The 16,589-nt window shown below is 67.6% G+C and carries 12 protein-coding genes; 4 read left to right on the top strand and 8 right to left on the bottom strand.

Features of this window, described 5'->3' with window-relative positions:
• Window positions 1-91: 91 nt before the first annotated feature.
• The gene (locus tag IT359_13700; GenBank protein ID MCC6930032.1) at window positions 92-1,687 is read right to left on the bottom strand and encodes a M20/M25/M40 family metallo-hydrolase; all 1,596 of its coding nucleotides are present in this window, start codon (window positions 1,685-1,687) and stop codon (window positions 92-94) included.
• A gap of 27 nt (window positions 1,688-1,714) precedes the next feature.
• On the opposite strand from IT359_13700, the gene IT359_13695 reads away from it, so the two are divergent.
• The gene (locus IT359_13695) at window positions 1,715-3,370 is read left to right on the top strand and encodes an FAD-binding dehydrogenase (protein ID MCC6930031.1); all 1,656 of its coding nucleotides are present in this window, start codon (window positions 1,715-1,717) and stop codon (window positions 3,368-3,370) included.
• Here the strand turns inward: IT359_13695 and IT359_13690 are convergent.
• The 3 genes from IT359_13690 to IT359_13680 form a co-directional block, all read right to left on the bottom strand.
• A complete protein-coding gene (locus tag IT359_13690) occupies window positions 3,367-4,473 on the bottom strand; it encodes a sulfotransferase domain-containing protein (GenBank protein MCC6930030.1) in 1,107 nt (368 codons plus the stop codon). The genes IT359_13695 and IT359_13690 overlap by 4 nt on opposite strands.
• Before the next feature lie 193 nt (window positions 4,474-4,666).
• Window positions 4,667-5,161, bottom strand: a complete 495-nt coding sequence (locus IT359_13685; protein ID MCC6930029.1) for a DinB family protein — start codon at window positions 5,159-5,161, stop codon at window positions 4,667-4,669.
• Between the two features lie 97 nt (window positions 5,162-5,258).
• Window positions 5,259-6,146: a formamidopyrimidine-DNA glycosylase gene (locus tag IT359_13680; protein ID MCC6930028.1), complete on the bottom strand. Its 888-nt coding sequence runs from the start codon at window positions 6,144-6,146 to the stop codon at window positions 5,259-5,261.
• 188 nt (window positions 6,147-6,334) lie between these two features.
• Between IT359_13680 and IT359_13675 the strand changes: the two genes are divergently transcribed.
• Entirely contained in the window at window positions 6,335-6,664 is a 330-nt protein-coding gene (locus IT359_13675; protein MCC6930027.1) for a hypothetical protein, read from the top strand.
• Here IT359_13675 and IT359_13670 read toward each other — a convergent pair.
• Window positions 6,589-7,719 carry a hypothetical protein gene (locus IT359_13670; protein MCC6930026.1) on the bottom strand — a complete coding sequence of 377 codons (1,131 nt, stop codon included), beginning with the start codon at window positions 7,717-7,719 and terminating at the stop codon, window positions 6,589-6,591. The two genes, IT359_13675 and IT359_13670, sit on opposite strands and share 76 nt — an antisense overlap.
• Window positions 7,720-7,754: 35 nt before the next feature.
• Complete coding sequence (locus IT359_13665) at window positions 7,755-8,441, bottom strand: thioredoxin domain-containing protein (GenBank protein MCC6930025.1); 687 nt, start codon at window positions 8,439-8,441, stop codon at window positions 7,755-7,757.
• Window positions 8,442-9,891: 1,450 nt separating this feature from the next.
• On the opposite strand from IT359_13665, the gene hrpB reads away from it, so the two are divergent.
• The gene (gene hrpB / locus IT359_13660) at window positions 9,892-12,477 is read left to right on the top strand and encodes an ATP-dependent helicase HrpB (protein MCC6930024.1); all 2,586 of its coding nucleotides are present in this window, start codon (window positions 9,892-9,894) and stop codon (window positions 12,475-12,477) included.
• A 180-nt stretch (window positions 12,478-12,657) separates the two neighbouring features.
• On the opposite strand, the gene IT359_13655 is transcribed toward hrpB, so the two are convergent.
• Window positions 12,658-13,539, bottom strand: a complete 882-nt coding sequence (locus IT359_13655) for a response regulator transcription factor (GenBank protein MCC6930023.1) — start codon at window positions 13,537-13,539, stop codon at window positions 12,658-12,660.
• Window positions 13,540-13,563: 24 nt separating this feature from the next.
• Window positions 13,564-14,838 (bottom strand): histidine kinase, encoded by a 1,275-nt coding sequence (locus IT359_13650; GenBank protein MCC6930022.1) that lies wholly within the window; start codon window positions 14,836-14,838, stop codon window positions 13,564-13,566.
• A gap of 362 nt (window positions 14,839-15,200) precedes the next feature.
• Here IT359_13650 and IT359_13645 point away from each other — a divergent pair, with 362 nt between their 5' ends.
• The gene (locus IT359_13645; protein ID MCC6930021.1) at window positions 15,201-16,556 is read left to right on the top strand and encodes an efflux RND transporter periplasmic adaptor subunit; all 1,356 of its coding nucleotides are present in this window, start codon (window positions 15,201-15,203) and stop codon (window positions 16,554-16,556) included.
• Window positions 16,557-16,589 lie beyond the last annotated feature (33 nt).

Genomic DNA, 16,589 nt, shown 5'->3' with positions numbered 1-16,589 from the left:
ACCCGCGCCCCTTCCCGGCGGCTCAGGTAGTACGACCCGTGGCTCGTGCGCACGACGACGAACTCGAGGAAGCTGCGCCCCCAAGCGCACGCTACGGCACGACCTGCGGCCTCGGCGCCGGCATGGCCTTGCGCGGCAACTTCTCGTCCCGCTGCGCCGCGTTGTACGCGAACCACGCCACCACGGTCGCCATCTGCACCATGTCGTCGCGTTGCACCCGGTCCACCACGTCCATGTTGGAATGGTGCGTGCGCGAGTTGTACTCGAGGCGCTCCTGCATGAACTGGAAGCCGGGGATCCCCGCCGCGTCGAAGGCCAGGTGATCGGTGCTGGTCACGCTCCGCGGCCCCAGCGTGCTCACGCCAAGGTCGGCGAGCGGGGTGATCCACTGCTGGAAGATGGGCTGCACGCCGAAGTTCTGCTGGAACCAGATGCCGCGAATGCGCCCGGTCCCGTTGTCGATGTTGAAGTACGCCGAGTGCTTGGCATGCTCGGGCTTGAGCGTGGCGCCGTCGGCAATGTGCTGCTTCACGTACTCGCGCGAACCCAGCAGCCCCTGCTCCTCCGCGCCCCACAACCCGATGCGAATGGTGCGGCGCGGTTGCACGCCTAACGTCTTGAGGATGCGCAACGCCTCGAGCATGGCCGCCGAGCCGGTCGCGTTGTCGGTCGCCCCCGTCCCCGCATGCCACGAGTCGAAGTGCCCGCCAATGAGCACGATCTCGTCCTTGAGCTTGGGGTCGGTTCCCGGGATCTCGGCGACGATGTTGAAGCCGTTCGGCGTTGCACCCTCGTCGTGGAACTTCACGCGCAGGTCGAGTTCGACCTTGACCGGCACCCCCTTCTGGAGGATGCGCACCATGCGGTTGTAGTGCTCCACGGCCAGCGTCACCTGCGGCGGCATCACGGCGTTGGCATCACGGCTCCCCGCCAAGCCGACAAAGATCGTCCCGCCGTCGACGCGTTGCGTTTGCCACGACATGTCGCTCCCGCCGGCCGACATGTCGGAGTCGGTGCCGCGATCGAGCACGGCGACGACCCCCTCGTCGACATAGAACTTGTTGAGCTGCTCCGCTGAGACGGCCGGGCGGGTGAAGCGTGGCCCTCCGGCCGCAGCGGCAATGGGGGTCGACTCGGCTTCCTTGATCTCCTTCTCCCCCATCTTGAGGACGATGGGCCCTTCCAGCATGCGCACCACGCGCTCGGCCTGGGGGAGGACGATCTTCCCCTTGAGCTTCCCGCGGTACTTCTCGAAGTCGGCGGGGGTGGCGATGATGGCCATGACCACGTCGCCCTGCACCACGCCGTTAGTCCCCGGCGACCAGGCCTTGGGGTAGCCGATGAGCGGCTGGATCTGCGGCTCTATCATGTGCGCGCTGAAGCGCTCCAGCGACCAGCCGCGCCCGAAGGCCCACGGCTCGTAGTGGACGTTGGACATTCCCCACTTGCGCAGCGTCTCGATGGTCCAGTCGCCGGCGGCCTTGAAGCCGGGGCTGCCCGTTAGGCGCGGCCCCTTCACGTCGGACAGCCAGGAGATGATGTCCATCACCTGCGAGCGTTGCATCCCCTCCTCACGGATGCGTCCGAGCATCTGGTAGTCGAGGCGCTCCGGCTGCTGCGCCGGGAGGCGCAGCGCGCAGAGGAGGGCGAAGATGGTGACGACGCTACGACGTGCGTTCGCGCGCATGCAGGGCTCCCTTGTAGAATTGACGGCATGAAGACATACGATGCGGACGCGATCGTCGTTGGGGGAGGGCTTGCCGGCCTCGCCGCCACGGCCGAACTGGCCGATGCCGGAAAGCGCGTCATCCTCCTGGACCAGGAACCGGAGTGCTCGCTGGGCGGGCAGGCCTTCTGGTCGTTCGGGGGGCTCTTCCTCGTCGACACGCCGGAGCAGCGTCGCCTGGGGATCCGCGACTCGCGCGAGCTGGCCTGGCAGGACTGGTTAGGCTCGGCGGGGTTCGACCGTCCCGAGGACCAGTGGCCCAGGCGATGGGCCGAGGCGTACGTGCACTTTGCGGCTGGCGAGCAGCACGCCTGGCTCAAGGCGATGGGGCACCGGATCTTCCCGGTGGTCGGGTGGGCGGAGCGTGGCGGGAACATCGCCACCGAGCATGGCAACTCCGTGCCGCGCTTTCACGTCACCTGGGGGACCGGGCCAGCGCTCGTGGAGCTGTTCACGCGGCGCGTGCGTGCGGCGGAGCAGGCGGGAAAGGTGACGCTCTGCTTTCGCCATCGCGTCACCAGCCTCTCCAGGAGTGGCGGGGCCGTGGACGGCGTGCATGGTGAGGTGCTGCAGGCGAGCAGCGTCGCGCGCGGGGAGGCGTCATCGCGCATCCCGGCGGGCGACTTCTCGTTCTACGCCCCGGCCGTCATTGTCACGTCGGGCGGGATTGGCGGGAACCATGCACTCGTCAGGCAGGCGTGGCCATCGCGGCTGGGCGACCCGCCGATGGAGATGATCTCCGGGGTGCCGGCGCACGTGGACGGGTTGATGCTGGGTGTCGCCGAGACGGCGGGGGCGCGCCTCATCAACCGCGATCGCATGTGGCACTATGTGGAAGGGGTGAAGAACTGGGACCCGATCTGGCCCATGCACGGGATCCGCATCCTCCCCGGTCCCTCGTCTCTCTGGCTCGACGCGCTGGGGCGCCGTCTCCCGGCGCCGCTCTTTCCCGGTTTCGACACGATGGCGACGCTCACCTACCTGCGCCGCATCGGCTACGACTGGTCCTGGTTCATCCTCACGAGGAAGGTCATCGAGCGCGAGTTCGCGTTGTCGGGGTCGGAGCAGAACCCGGACCTGACCAATCGCGACTGGAAGGCGGTGCTGGGGCGCGTGCGCGGCGGGGTGCCGGGCCCGGTGCAGGCGTTCATGGACAAGGGGAGCGACTTCATCGTCGAGTCGGGCGTGCCGGCGCTGGTGCGGCGCATGAACGAGATGACGGGGGAGAACTTCATCGAGGTGCGCGAGCTGCAACGCGTACTGGAGTCGCGTGACCGTGAGGTAGCGCACGCCTACTCCAAGGATGCGCAGCTGATGGCGATCCATGCGGCGCGCCGCTACATCGGCGACCGCCTGATCCGCACGGCGAAGCCGCACCGTTTCCTCGACCCGTCGGCGGGGCCGCTCATCGCCGTGCGCCTGCGCGTGCTTACGCGCAAGACGTTAGGCGGGCTGGAGACCGACCTGTCGGGGCGGGTGCTGGGGGAGAACGGCGAGCCGTTAGGCGGGCTGTATGCGGCGGGCGAGGCGGCGGGGTTCGGGGGCGGTGGGATGCACGGCTACCGGGCGCTGGAGGGAACGTTTCTCGGCGGGTGCCTGTTCTCGGGGCGGGCGGCGGGGCGGGCGGTGGCGAGAGGTGTCTAGCCCTTCTTTACGTCCGGATACTTCGCCGCCAGCGGAAACCCACTCCCCTCCATCTCCCGCACCACCCACTCCGCCACCCGCGCGCGGATCTCGGCGGGAACGTTCTTGTAGCGGTCCGCACTCCCCGACACGAACAGCTCCGCGTTGGTCTGCAGGATGTGCGGCGGGTGCATCTCGAAGTTGTCCTGGTGTTCCTGCATGTAGGCGAAACCGCACTTGTGCACCACGGCGGCGCGTTCGTCGGCGGTGAGCGGGGCGACGCCGAGGAAGGCGGCGACCTGCTGCACCACCGCCCCCAGGTCCTGCTTCATGTCCTCGAAGTAGACAAAAAGGACGTTGCCGGGCGACGCCTTGGCGCGCTCCCACCATCCCTTCACGTGGTCGGTCCACGTCCCCCACCACATGTGCTCGGGCGACGTGTACCAGGCCTCGAAGGCGCCGAGGTCGGGGGACATCCCGCCGACGTTGGTGTCGACGAAATCGATGCAGCTGGCGAAGCACGACACGGGGTGGCGCGCGACGTAGATGTACCTTGCCCTGGCGTCGAACGGACAGAGCGCGACCGGGAGGTGCGTCTTGATGATGCGCGACGGACGTTCGGTGCCGACGAGCGGCGCCTGTTCGACGGAGACGCTCTTGCGCCCCTCGAGCCACGGCGCGATGGCGTACATCGCCGCGCCGGTCTCGACGAGGTCGCCTTTTCCGCGCTTCAACACCTCGTAGACGACGTTCTGCATCCACGTGGTCCCGCACTTCATCTGCGTGACGACGAAGACATCGTCAGCACGCGGCGTGTAGGCTGCGGCCTTGGCGAACGTGTCGGCGCTGCAGCTCCCGCTCGGCCCGGCTATGCCCTTGTAGGTGATGTGCGACTTGGCGAAGTCGAGCCGGGTGAACCTGGCGTTGAACTGGATGAGCGGGCGCAACCGGCGCGCGTGAGCGCGGAGGCGTTCCTTGAAGGCGTTGCGCCCGGCGAGCGGGAGCCCGTAGTACGCCAGCCCCACCGTCTGCTCATCCTCCCACTTGAGCACCGTGGCGAGGTACATCGTGTAGGCGATGTAGGCAGCGATGAGTGCGGCGGGGAGCCAGAGGAGCTGCAGCATGGACGGGAGACGGGGGAAAGCTTGCCCCAGCGAAGGCTGGGGGGGACGGGAGTTCGACGGCGCGCCGGGGAAGGTTTGCTCCCGTCCTCTGGCTAGAAACGTACCAAGTGGCGGTCGCGTCACGGCGACGTGAGAACCGCCCCCCACGCCCCCGCGTGCGGCTTCGCCGCGCACTCCCCGCCCCCCGCGAGCCCTATTCGTAGCTCATCCCCGCCAACCCCACCTGCCGCCGCAACAGTGAGAGCTGCCCCAGGTGATACGCGTCATGCTGTACGATGAAGGCGAGGACGCCGAGTACTGTCTGGGTGACGCCGGGGATCGGCATCTTGCACTCGGCGGCGAGCTGCGCGGGCGTTGCGGAGGCAAGCGCCGACTGGAAGGCGTCGCTCACCGCGCCCCAGGCGGCGCGTGTGGCCTCGAGTGGGAGCGCGTCCTTCACATCGTCCAGGGTGCGGGCACCGGCCAGGGCGTGGGCGAGCGGGTTGTCGAACTTCACGCCTAACTGCGAGAGCCCCCAGCAGCGGGAGTCGACCATGTGGGCGGCGACGAAGGCGGCGTGATTGGCGCGCTTCGCCTCATCACCAAAGCGCACGTGCGCCTCGTCGTCGGAGAGCCCGGCCAGGCAGTTGGTGAAGAGGCGGGTATTGAGGGCGAGCGTTTCGGCGAGGGGGGCGAGGCGGGGGTCCATTTGAGGACGGGGGACGGGGAAAGCTTGCCCCAGCGAAGGCTGGGGGGGGACGGGAGTGCGCGCGGCTTTGCCGCGCGCGGGGGGCGAGGGGTGGGGGCTACGAGTCGTCGGCCAAGGTGCGGGGGAAGTCTTCCCTCAACAAGCGAGAGAGGGCGCGGTCGGCGAGGATGCGCCCTTCGTTCTGGCAGCGGGCGCAGTAGTTGGTCTCGTTGCTGGCGTATCGGATGCGCTGGACCGGGGCACCGCAGTCGGGACAGGGTTGGCCAAAGCGTCCGTGCACCGCCATCCCGGGGCGAAAGGCCGACACCGTCTCGGGGAAGCCGTCACCCACTTCGTCGCGCGTGCGCTGGATCCACTCTTCCAGCACGGCGACGATCGCCAGGTGCAAGCGCTCCACCTCGTCGTCATCGAGGCGCGACGTGAGCTGCAGCGGCGAGAGGCGGGCCCGGTGGAGGATCTCGTCCGAGAAGGCGTTGCCGATGCCGCTCAAGAGGCGCGGGTCGGTGAGCGCGCGCTTGAGCGTATGGTTCTCCCGGCGGAGCCGCTCGGCGAAGGCGTCGCGCGAGGCGGTGAGTGGTTCGAGTCCGCCGCGGTCGAATTGTTCGAGTGACGCCTCGCCCTGCACCAACGTGAGCGAGGCGCGCCGCTTGGTGCCGGCCTCGGTGAGGATCAGGACGCCGTGCGGAAAGTCGAACCAGGCAATGCCGAGTTTGGCCGGGAGCTTCTTCCCGCCCACCGGGCGCCAGCGTAAGCGCCCGGCAATCATCAAGTGGATGACGAGATAGAGCTCGTCGCCGAAGCCGAGAACGATGCGCTTGCCCATACGCCGCACGTCGTGGACCGTGCGCCCGACGATCGCATCGATGCGTGGGGTGACGGATCGCAGCAGGAACGGGTTGGCCAGGCGCAGGCGCGTGAGCTCGTGACCGACGACATGGCGTCGGAGCGCTTCGCAGTAGACGGCGACGTCGGGGAGTTCAGGCAAGGCCTGCGGAGAGGACGAGAAGACGAGAAGACGAGAGGACGAGAGGCCTGCCCCAGCGAAAGCTGGGGACGAGAGGCCTGCCCCAGCGGAGGCTGGGGACGAGAGGCGTGCCGCAGCGGAGGCTGGAAGCGAGGGGGCGGGTCGGAGAGAGGGCGTCTACCTTTCTCTTCCACTCCCTTCCCCAAACTGTGCGCTCCTTCTCACCGCCACCACTCCCGATTGTCGAGGCGCTTCCGGCGCTGCGCTCGGCGCTGGCGGGGAGCGGGTGCGCGGTGTTGCAGGCGCCGCCGGGGGCGGGGAAGACGACCGTTGTGCCGCTGGCGGCGTCGGTAGGCTATCGCGTGCGGCGCCTCACACCGGTGGGGACGGAGCTGCTCTCGGCGCTGTGGCTCAGATTTCCTCTCGTCGAGGCCTCGAAAGCCCACGGACCAGGCGCCAACGGTTACGGCACCACCGCAAATCGACAGAACCTCAAGTGCGGCGCACCATCGTCATCATACGAAAGCACAACGACGTGATCAGTTGCCGCGCTCACGATCCGCGATGTCACGCGATCCTTGAGTATCGGGAATGCCAGGCGCGCACCAATGCCGTGCTTTGCATCTATGAATGTCCACTTCTCCGTCTCTGTATCGCCTCCCTGTATCCAGTAGCGCCCCAGACTATCCACGAGTACTCTGCCGAACGCAGGCTCGGTGGCCTGAGCAGCGGATGACACTCCGGGGGCCGTGACAGAGAAAGGGGCCCGGCCAGGGCGCGGTCGCGCGAATACCGGCCGTCGATGCGGAGGCGGAGGTTTGGTCAATCGCACAATGCTGCGGAGAGTGCCAGTTGTATCGTACTGGCGCAACTGAAAGGAGCGCGGATCAGCAACAATCAAGCGTCCGTGTGCATAGTACACTTGTACGACGTAGCTCACTTCGGCATCGAGACGCGATCGCGGAAACTCGCCGAGGTTCGCGATGACGGCGCCATCTCGCCGCACCCGATAGTACGCAACACGACTCTGGTCAGTACCACGCTGCGCGCTCATGTCCGAGTCTCCCGGCGCGCCGCCCTCGATCGTCGGGACTATGACAGAGCCGTCAGCGAAGCACGAGTCGATCAATACTGGACCGACGCGTGCATACGTGGCCACGTGACGCCCCGCGCTGTCCCACAGGATAAGCCGCCCATCGTTCTCGCTGATCGCGAGCAATGAGTCGTCGGGAAGCACGCACACTCTGCCGACCTGCTGAAACTCTCCAGGTCCATCTCCCTGCGAGCCTACGCCCTTGATGAACCGGCCGTCGGCGCTAAACAACGCGATACGCTGCATGTCAGCAACGGCGTACCTACCGTCCGACAAGCGGACTGGCTCAAGCCAAGGCGCTTGAGGGCTAAGTTCGGCATCCGGGTTTTCGCTGACGCCGCCGAGGTCAAGAAACGGACGCGTCGACAGCACCACTTTCGCTGTGAACTGTTCGACCGATTCCTGTTCGGCGATGACGATTCCACCGCTATCGCGCAGCGTCAGAGTGCGCTTCAGAGTTCTGGGGTGATCGCCCGTGCATCCTGTGGCGAGCAGTATCACCAACACAGCCGACTGGTGTAGCGCCCTCATATCCTCTACAGGGGCCGTTTGTTCTGAGCAACATTTGCGATGACTCGCTGAAGATCATATGGTGACTGCACGCCCCCATCTATCAGCCACTGATTCACAAGTAGTGTGGGCGTGGCTTTCACGCCAAGCCTCTCGGCATCGCGAACGAGCACTCTCACCTTCTCAGCTACCGAGGGCGTTGACATGCACTTGGAGAACTCCGCTGTGTCCGACACGCCTGCTTCAAGTGCGAATGTAGCCATCGACTTGGACTCTATCATCTCCTGCTGGGCGTACACCGTAGTAAACCACTCGGCTACCTGCGCCTGCCGGGCGAAGCACTCAGTCGCTAGCGCGGCAGTTGTTGCGTGCGGGTGCACACTTAGGGGAAAGGGCAAGTAAACGACACGGAAGCTGCTCGGGCTATTCTTCAGGGCCGAGTCGAGGGATCGATGGAAGGCCATGCAGAACGGACATTGCAGATCGGTGAACACCGCAACGGTTATGGGCGCCGTAGAATCTCCCAAAGAGAGTCCCCTCGCCACGAGTGACTTCCATTCGGGGACCGGCCGGGCCGACATTGGCGGAGGTCCCGATTGGCGCTGCGTAACCGGCGCGAACGTCCTGTACGCGACGCTGATCGCCATCAGCACTGCGGCACCTGTGAGCACATAGGTCTGAAGCGCTCCGGCGTTGCTTGAGCCCTGCGGCATGCAAATGCTCCTGGCAGGCAGTTCACCAACTCGAGTCGATCGGCTCCGAAACGCGGCGAGCCGCTGCGGCTGGCGGCGCGAGTACGAGCATCGTTCGTTGGTTCGTCGAGTTCTCGCAGACACGCCGTGTGTTCACGAATCGCGAGACAAGGAGTCGTGACTATGCTGGTGGGCGAGCGTTGCACCGAATAGTGTAGTTGTACGTTCCGAAGTAGGCGCCATAGCACAAGCCGGAAATGCATTGGCCGCCGCCTCCCCCACAACTTCCCGAGACATTCGAACAGAAGTTGCCTGAAGCCGCCTGGCAATTCGTAATGCACCAGTCGCATCCACCGGACCACTGAACGTCCGCCCGAGAGGGTGAGGGCGTTAGAAGAGTGAGAACTGCGCCTACTGCAACAACTGCTGACGCTAGTGCATCAGCTCGCGACATCTTGCGCATAAGCTCCTCATGGAATGAGTTCTAGAACCTCGCGCTCGCTCGACAACCCTTGTCGCACCTCTCACGGCACGCCACACCAAGCAACGCATGAGCCGATGTCCCAAGCACAACATCCGGCTTGCGTTACGCGCCTCCTAGTAGCGCGCGACTTTCTCGCGTGCGCAACGCGTGCCTAGGTGCGCAATGCGGCGCAACCTCACGCGCAACGCAGTTGCACTACAGCCCCATGGGGTTGTCGGACTGAGCGGTATCTGCGCTCGACCTGTCGACACGTCTTCCCAGGCGGGGTGGCGCGATCACTGTAACGGACATGGCGAAGCGCGTCAAGAGGCTTCTTCCACGAGCGCAATGATTCTGATGTGGCTGCCAATGTGTAGGCTGGCGCGGCAGCCGATATGTACGCCTCGCATCCCAGTGCTGAGCTCGTTCGTCGCCTTGCTGCTGTCGAGACTCTGGAAGCAGAAACGGAAAGGGCGCAGTAACATGAACGAAGCGTCTTTCCCCCTTATCGATGAGGCGATCGTTGCAGCGAGTGATGAACTGCCGACGGATAGTGTGAGCTCTGAGCCAAGCTGAACGCCATCACGAGAGCGCAACGCACCACGGCCAACCTGTCCGGACCATGCAGGAGGCTGGATGCACACGAACGAGTCGCGTACCTACCGATCGGAGCAGGTAGGCGCTGTCGCGTTCCATGACGGGTTTGACGCTGATTGTGGAGTTCAGCCGCTACTTGGGGGCTCGGACCGGGCACGCTGCGCCCGACGATCGCATCGATGGGCGGCGCGACGGAGCGCAGCAGGAACGGGTTGGCCAGGCGCACGCGCGTGAGCTCGTGACCGACGACGTGGCGTCGGAGCGCTTCGCAGTAGACGGCGACGTCGGGGAGTTCAGGCATCGCCTGCGGAGAGGACGAGAGGAGGAGAGGACTGCCGTAGGGAGCTGGGAGCGAGGGGGCGGGTGGGCGAGCGGGCGTCTACCTTTCTCCTCCACTCCCTTCCCCAAACTGTGCGCTCCTTCTCACCGCCACCACTCCCGATTGTCGAGGCGATTCCGGCGCTGCGCTCGGCGCTGGCGGGGAACGGGTGCGCAGTGTTGCAGGCGCCGCCGGGGGCGGGGAAGACGACCGTTGTGCCGCTGGCGCTGCGTGATGAGCCGTGGTTGCGCGGTGCGAAGATCGTGATGCTCGAGCCGCGGCGGCTGGCGGCGCGCGCGGCGGCGCATCGGATGGCGCAACTGTTGGGAGAGCCGATCGCGGCGTCGGTGGGGTATCGCGTGCGGCGTGACACGCGGGTGGGGGTGCGGACGCAGGTGGAGGTCGTCACCGAAGGGGTGCTCACGCGCATGCTCAACAGCGACCCTACGCTGGGCGGGGTCGGGTTGGTGATCTTCGACGAGTTCCACGAGCGATCGCTGCACGCCGACCTCGGTCTCGCGCTCACGCGCCACTCGCAGCTGCTGGTGCGCGACGACCTGCGCATCCTGGTGATGTCGGCGACGCTGGATGGCGAGCCGATTGCCCGCTTGTTAGGCCGTGCGCCGATCGTGAGCAGCGAGGGACGCCTTTTCCCGGTCGAGGTGCGCTGGCTCCCGCGCCGTAGCGACGAGCGCCTCGAGGGGGCGATGGCTGCGGCGGTGCGCCTGGCGTTGCGCGAGACGGAAGGTGACGTGCTCGCCTTCCTCCCCGGGCAGGGGGAGATACACCGCGTGGCCGACCGCCTGGCGGAGTCGCCGTTAGGCAGCGGCATCGCGGTCTGTCCGCTCTACGGCAACCTCTCGTTTGACCAGCAGGACCGGGCCATCGCGCCGTCGCCCCCGGGACAGCGCAAGGTAGTCCTCGCCACGTCGATCGCCGAGTCGTCGCTCACCATCGAGGGGGTGCGCTGCGTGGTGGACAGCGGGCTGGCACGCGTGGCGCGCTTCGCGCCGCAGGTGGGGATGACGCGGCTGGAGACGGTGCGCGTCTCGCGCGCGTCGGCCGAGCAGCGCGCGGGGCGGGCAGGACGCCTGGCGCCGGGTGTGGTCTATCGGTTGTGGGCCATCGAGGAACACGCGGGGCTGGTACCGTATACGGTGCCGGAGATTGCCGAGGCCGACCTGGCGCCGCTGGCGTTGGAGCTTGCAACTGCCGGTGTGCACGACGTAGGAGAGCTGGCGTGGCTCGTCGTTCCGCCTGCGGCGGCGATGGCGTTGGCGCGCGAGCTGTTGCAGTGGCTGGGGGCGATGGACAATGCAGGGCGCATCACGCCACACGGGAAGCGCATGGCGGCGCTCGGCGTGCATCCGCGGGTGGGGCACATGCTGTTAAGGGCGGACGGGGGACGGGGGACGGGGGACGGGAGTGCGAGCCTGCGGCTCGCCTGTGACATCGCGGGGCTCCTGGGTGAGCGGGACATCCTGCGGGGGGAGGGGGCCGGCCACCTCCATGACGCGGATGTTCGGTCGCGGTTGGAGTTGCTGCGGGCGTTGCGGCGGGGGGAGCGGCTGCCGGCGGAGGTGCATGGGATGCGGGTGGTGCGGGAGGCGGCGATGCGCGCGCGTGAGGAGGCGAATGCGTGGTGGCGGGAGATGGGGGGCGGTACGGAGGGGCGCTCGCTGCGCGAGGTGCCTGTCGATAGCGGCGATCTCGCCGAGGCGGGGAGGGTGCTGGCGCTGGCGTATCCGGACCGTGTGGCCCAACGACGCGATGCAGGGAGCGGGCGATATCTCCTGCGCAACGGGACGGGGGCGGTGTTGCGTGACTCGCCGGCGCTGGCGCAGTCGGAGTACCTGGTGGTGGCGGAGTCGGATGGGCGGCGCCCCGAGAGCGCGATATTCCTCGCGGCGCCGCTGTCGCTGGACGACATCCGGCGCGACTTCGCGGACGACATCGCGATCGAGGAGCGCGTGGCGTGGGATGACGCCGCGCTGGCGGTGCGCGCACTTCGCATCGAGCGGCTGGGCGCCATCACGCTGCGCGAAGTCGCGTTGCGCGATCCATCACCGGCACTGGTCGCGCAGGCGATGCTCGAGGCGGTGCGACGGTCGCGGTTGCAGCTGCTGCCCTGGGGCGACGCAGCCGAGCGCCTGCGCGCGCGCCTTGCCTTTGTCCATGCGCACGACGCGGCGTGGCCCGACGTGGGCGACGACGCACTCCTCGCCTCGCTCGACGAGTGGCTTGCGCCGCACCTCGACGGCGTGCGACGCGCCAGCGACCTGGCCGCGCTCGACCTCGCGTCGTTACTGCTGGGGCGCCTCACCTGGCAGCAGCGGGGCGCACTCGATGCGCTGGCGCCGAGCCATCTCCAGGTCCCCACCGGGAGCCGCATCGCGATCGACTATGGCGATCCCGCCGCCCCCGTCCTCGCCGTTCGGCTGCAGGAGATGTTTGGGTGCGAGGACACGCCGCGCGTGCTCGATGGACGCGTCCCGGTCGTGTTGCACCTGCTCTCCCCCGCGCATCGCCCGCTGCAGGTCACGCGCGACCTGGCCGGCTTCTGGCGTACGTCGTACAAGGACGTGCAGAAGGAGATGAAGGGGCGGTATCCGCGGCATCCGTGGCCGGACGATCCGCTGGAGGCGGAGCCGACGAGACGGGCGAAACGGAGACCCTAGACGGGGGACGGGGGAAAGCTTGCCCCAGCGAAGGCTGGGGGGAGACGGGAGTGCCAATGGCGCCGGGGCGCCATTGGCGGGTGGAAGGTCGGCGACTGTCTCGCAACCGCCCCGTCGCACGTTGCGCCCGTGGCGGCGACAATGATCCTCACACTCTCACGCGCTGCGGCGGCCGATAACTCAGGGGGTGAGGCCGAGCAGTTGGGCGAGTTCCTCGTAACGCGATCGGCTCACCTTGAGGCGCACACCTCCCTTGAGCTGCACGGCGTAGTCACCGCCGGCGCCACGTAGCAGAGTCTCGATCAGGTCGAGACGAACGATCGCCGAGCGATGGATGCGGAGAAAGCGCGCGGGGTCGAGTCGCTCCTCGAGCGTTTGCATGCGCTCGCGCACGAGGTAGACCCTATCGCCCACGTGCAGCTCGGCGTACGGCCCGCTCGCCTCGATGAAGTCGATCTGCTTCACGGGGACGACCTTCACCTGCCCCTTCATCTCGACGGCGATGCGCTCCAGGTACGGCGGCGGTGCGGACTGCGCCGGTGATGTCGCGGAATCGGCGCCCGCATCGCGTTGCTCGCGCTGTTCGCGTTGCTCGCGCTGTTCGCGTTGCTCGCGCGACTCGCCGAGTAGCGCCTTCAGCCGCTCGGAGAGACGGTCGACGTCTTCCAGCGCCACGAGGCGGCGCGCCCGCGCCAACGCCTGCTCGAAGCGCTCGTCATCGAACGGCTTCACGAGGTAATCGACGGCGGCCACGTCGAACGCCTTGAGGGCGTACTGGTCGTACGCGGTGACGAAGATCGTCGCCGGCATCTGGTCGATGCCGATGGCGCGCACAACGTCGAGCCCATTCTTGCCCGGCATCTGCACGTCGAGGAAGACGACGTCCGGGTCGAGGCGACGGATGGCGGCAATGGCCTGCTCGCCGTTCTCCGCCGTTCCGACGATGGCGACCCCCGCCTCGCTCGCCAGGAGGTCTTCGAGACGCTGCCGCCCCAGCTCCTCGTCGTCGACGATGAGGACGCGGAGTGGCGCCGCGCGTTGCGAGTGCGAGCCCTGTGCCATGCGCAATAGCCTACAACGCGCGCGCTACGGCGTCGATCCCGGATTCACTTCGGTGACGGTGAGGTCGGCACCGGTGTGATAGGGGAGCGCGACGGTGGCAATCGCGCCGCCTCCCGCCGCGTTCTGCAAGGTGAACGACTGCTCCTCGCCATAGAGCTGCCGCAGTCGATCCCGCGTGTTGCGCAGACCGATCCCCGCGCCGGCACTCACGCTGCCACTCGTTGCGATACCGGGGCCGGTGTCGCGCACGGTGAGCACCACGCGCGTGCCCGATGGATCATTCGTGTCGATGCGCGCGCCGATCTCCAGGCGACTACCAGCCTCCTGGTGCGAGAGGCCGTGCTTGATGGCGTTCTCCACCAGCGGCTGCAACACCAGCGTGGGGACGAGTGCCTCACGCGCCGCCGGCTCGATCTCCATCTCCACCTCGAGCCGCTTCTGGAAGCGGATCTGCATGATGTCCAGATAGCGCGACAGCGACTCGAGCTCGCGGTCGAGCGTCGTCTCCGGCTCGTTGGCCCCTTCGAGGCGCATGCGCAGCAACTCGCTGAGACGCGCGATCATCCGGCGCACCCCCTTGGGGTCGCGCTCGACCAGCGACGACACCGCGTTGAGCGTGTTGAACAGGAAGTGCGGGTCGATCTGCGAGCGCAGCGCCGCCAGTCGCGCCTCGGCCAGTTGCGCCTGCAGCGTGGCTTGCAGCTGCGCGGCGTGCGCCTGCAGCCGCACCGCCTCGTCCTGCCGGGCGCGGAAGCGGCGCGAGTAACTGCGCGCCACGCCGCCGGCGGCGATGGCGATGAAGACGACGAAGTCGTCGAGGAAGAAGAAGTGCTCGAGGGTGAAGAGCGGGCCGTACGGGATGCGACGTCCACCGGAAAAGAAGACGCCGAACCGCAACCAGGCGCCCATGGCATCCATCGCCACGGCGATGCAGAAGCCGGCCAGCGCCGTGAGCAGGACGCTGCTGGCGGTGACGCCACGCTCGATGAGCGCGCGGTCGACGAGGACGAAGATTCCCGGTGTGAGGAGCGCCCACGCATAGGACACGATGAACGCGAGGGCAACCGGTGCCGCCACGATGACGGGCTCCATCATGCGCGCCCGCGGGTCCATCAGCCCGTTGGCCGCGGTGAGCACCGCCATGAAGGTCCAGAAGGCGAAGATGAGGAGCAGCTCGCCGCGGGTGAGCGTCGACGGCGACGTCGACGCGCTCGCGCGCTCGCCCTCGCCGGCGATGCTCCATTCGCCGGTGCGGAGTCGTTGCAGCTCCTGCGTGAGCCCCGTCGTTCGTGTCGTCATGGTGAACGTCTCTCGGACTAACGGCCGCCGGCGCGCATCCCGTTAGGCGCCTGGCGTTGCCGTCGCTCCCTCCTGTCCAAGAGTAGCGGCGCACGGTCCTCCATCGCAAACCCCTGGTCGGTGTCCGGGCACGAGCGGCACGAGCGTGCGCACGAATGGCACGTCGGTGACATGAACGCCGCGCGGGCGGGCTCCCTGCCGTTCGTGTGCCTGCTCGTGCCGTTCGTTACACCCGGGTGCCGTTGGTGACTTCCCCCTGAACATCGCTGCGCCCCTCCCGTCAGACTGCGTGAAGGGCGACGTGGACTCCGGCCGCGCGTCCCCCCTCCCCCAACGATCCCCTGCCGGGTGTGATGGTTGCCATGACTAGAAAGACGCTTCTCTCGCTCGTTGCCACAGTCGCCGTAGCCGGCGCCGCTGGCCTCTGGTGGTACACGCGCGCCGAAGCGCGCGACCTCCCGTCGTTCCGCTTTGCCACGATCGAGCGGGGGACGCTGCAATCCACCGTGTCGGCGACCGGCGCGCTCAACGCCGTGCGCACGGTCCAGGTGGGGACGCAGGTCTCCGGCCAGATCTCGGCGATCCATGCCGACTTCAACGATCGCGTCAAGAAGGGGCAGCTCCTGGCCCGCGTCGATCCCACGTTGCAGGAGCAGGCCGTGCGCGACGCGCAGGCCATACTCGAGCGCAACCAGGCCGATCGCGACGAGGCGCAGCGCAACTTCGACCGCAACAAGCAGCTTTTCGAACGCAAGGTCCTCACGGAGGCCGAGTACAACACGTCGCAGTACCAGCTGCAAGTGGCGACGGCCAACGTGAAGTCGGCGCAGGTCTCGCTCGACCGCGCGCGCCGCAACCTGGGCTACACGGAGATCTACGCCCCCATCGACGGCGTCGTCATCGAGCGCAACGTCGACGTGGGGCAGACGGTCGCCGCCTCGCTGCAGGCGCCGCAGCTCTTCCTCATTGCCAACGATCTCTCGCAGATGGAGATCCTGGCGTCGGTGGACGAGAGCGACATCGGCTCCATCCACGAGGGGCAGGTGGTGCGCTTCACGGTGCAGCCGTATCCCGATGACAAGTTCGAGGGGACGGTGCGGCAGGTGCGCCTGCAGAGCACGACCACCGAGAACGTGGTGCACTACACCGTGGTGGTGCGCGTGGCGAACAAGACGGGAAAGCTCCTCCCCGGCATGACGGCGACGGTGGATTTCATTACCGGGCAGGCCGACTCGGCGCTGGTGGTGCCGAACGCGGCGCTCCGCTTCCGGCCGAGCGCGGAGGTGCTGGCTGCCGCGGGTGTCGACGCGGCGAACATGCCGGCGATGCCGGGAGCGGGCGGTGCCAACGCGCCAGCGGGCGCGGCGGGCGCGGGGAGCGCGGGGAGTGGCGCGACGACGCCGGCACGCACCACCACGCGTGCACCTGACGGCCCAGGGTTCGGTGGCTCGCTGCGTTCCACGAAGTCGGCGCCGAGCGCTGCAGCTGCCGGGCCCACCATGCTCTGGGTCCTGGAGAACGGGCGTACGCTGCGCCCCCTGATGGTCAAGGCGGGGCTCAGCGACGGGCAGCGGACGGTCGTGACGGGTGACGGGGTGAGCGCCGGGATGCAGATCGTGATCGGGACGAGCACCGGCTCGAAGAACTCCAGCACCACCGGGACGACAAACCCGTTCCAGCAGCAATCACAGCAGGGCGGCCCGCCGCGCGGCTTCTGATTTGCCACGTGACGCACCGCATCACACCGCAGG

The sequence above is a fragment of the Gemmatimonadaceae bacterium genome (genome assembly GCA_020852815.1).
Taxonomy (GTDB): Bacteria; Gemmatimonadota; Gemmatimonadetes; order Gemmatimonadales; family Gemmatimonadaceae; genus SCN-70-22.
This window is presented reverse-complemented; position numbering and strand designations above follow the sequence as displayed.

Bases quoted from the DNA above. Each gene is read 5' to 3' on its own strand.
- IT359_13700 (MCC6930032.1), bottom strand. From the start codon at position 1,687: ATGCGCGCGAACGCACGTCGTAGCGTCGTCACCATCTTCGCCCTCCTC.
- IT359_13695 (MCC6930031.1), top strand. From the start codon at position 1,715: ATGAAGACATACGATGCGGACGCGATCGTCGTTGGGGGAGGGCTTGCC.
- IT359_13690 (MCC6930030.1), bottom strand. From the start codon at position 4,473: ATGCTGCAGCTCCTCTGGCTCCCCGCCGCACTCATCGCTGCCTACATC.
- IT359_13685 (MCC6930029.1), bottom strand. From the start codon at position 5,161: ATGGACCCCCGCCTCGCCCCCCTCGCCGAAACGCTCGCCCTCAATACC.
- IT359_13665 (MCC6930025.1), bottom strand. From the start codon at position 8,441: ATGCCGCAGGGCTCAAGCAACGCCGGAGCGCTTCAGACCTATGTGCTC.
- IT359_13655 (MCC6930023.1), bottom strand. From the start codon at position 13,539: ATGGCACAGGGCTCGCACTCGCAACGCGCGGCGCCACTCCGCGTCCTC.
- IT359_13650 (MCC6930022.1), bottom strand. From the start codon at position 14,838: ATGACGACACGAACGACGGGGCTCACGCAGGAGCTGCAACGACTCCGC.
- IT359_13645 (MCC6930021.1), top strand. From the start codon at position 15,201: ATGACTAGAAAGACGCTTCTCTCGCTCGTTGCCACAGTCGCCGTAGCC.